The 1,187-nt window shown below is 41.4% G+C and carries 1 pseudogene; it reads left to right on the forward strand.

Annotation, left to right across the window (positions count from 1 at the left end):
• Window positions 1-59 precede the first annotated feature (59 nt).
• Window positions 60-1,187 (forward strand): annotated as a pseudogene (locus tag HT679_RS10825) (IS30 family transposase); the annotation flags it as partial.

A 1,187-nucleotide genomic window follows, 5' to 3' on the forward strand; every position in this document is an offset into this window, starting at 1 on the left:
AAACGGATTTTTATGGTGGAATTAAGTGTGAGACTTTTGAGTTAGAAATGAGGTCTACTATGACAAAACATAAACACCTTACCCTTTCAGACCGTAATGATATCCAATTAGGTTTAGAGCGCAGTGAAACCTTCAAAGCTATTGGACAATCCATTCTAAAAGACCCGACTACTGTTTCTAAAGAAGTCAAACGAAACAGACAAGTCCGAGAGTCTACATGCCATAACCTTCCTTGCCCTCTACTCGACAAAGTTCCCTTTGTCTGTAACGGCTGCCCTAAAAGAAGACAGAATTGTGGCTATAAGAAGATCTTCTACCTCGCTAAGCAAGCTCAAAAACAATACGAACAAACTCTTGGCGAAGCTCGTGAAGGAACTCCCCCTCAATTCCAAGACCTTCTGGGACATGGACAAAGTCATTTCTGATGGGGTTAAAAAAGGACAACACATCTATCATATTCTCAAAACTCATAACCTTGATGTCAGCTCCTCAACTGTCTATCGACACATCCGAAAAGGGTACCTATCTATCGCTCCGATTGATCTTGCCAGAGCCGTTAAATTCAAAGAAAGACGAAAAAGTAAGCTACCTTCCATCCCTAAAGAAGCTAAAAAAGGCCGTTCCTATGAGGATTTCCAAAACTATTTAGCACTGAATCAACTAGACTCTTGGCTGGAAATGGACACAGTTATGGGGAGAATGGGAGGTAAAGTCCTACTCACCTTCAATCTATCTTTCTGTAACTTTATCTTCGCTAGACTTCTGGATAATAAAACTGCCCTTGAGGTTACCAAACATCTCTATGACATCAAGAACACTCTTCACCAAGCGGACAAAGATTTCTTCCAACTCTTCCCTGTCATTCTTACCGATAATGGTGGAGAGTTTGCCAGGGTTGATGACATCGAAATGGATGTGCGAGGAGAGAGTAAACTCTTCTTTTGTGACCCTAATCGCTCTGACCAGAAAGGGAGAATTGAGAAAAATCACACGCTGATTCGCGACATCCTAACAAAGGGAATTTCCTTTGACAACTTAACTCAAGAGGACATCAATCTCGTTTGTTCGCATGTCAACAGCGTCAAACGTGCTGCTTTAAATGGAAAGTCAGCCTATGAACTCTTTGCATTTACCTATGGAGAAGAAATTCCTAAGCTTCTCGGCATTTCTAAAATACCTGCAGAAGA

Source organism: Streptococcus sp. 4886 (assembly GCF_013276485.1).
In the GTDB taxonomy this organism is placed as follows: Bacteria; Bacillota; Bacilli; order Lactobacillales; family Streptococcaceae; genus Streptococcus.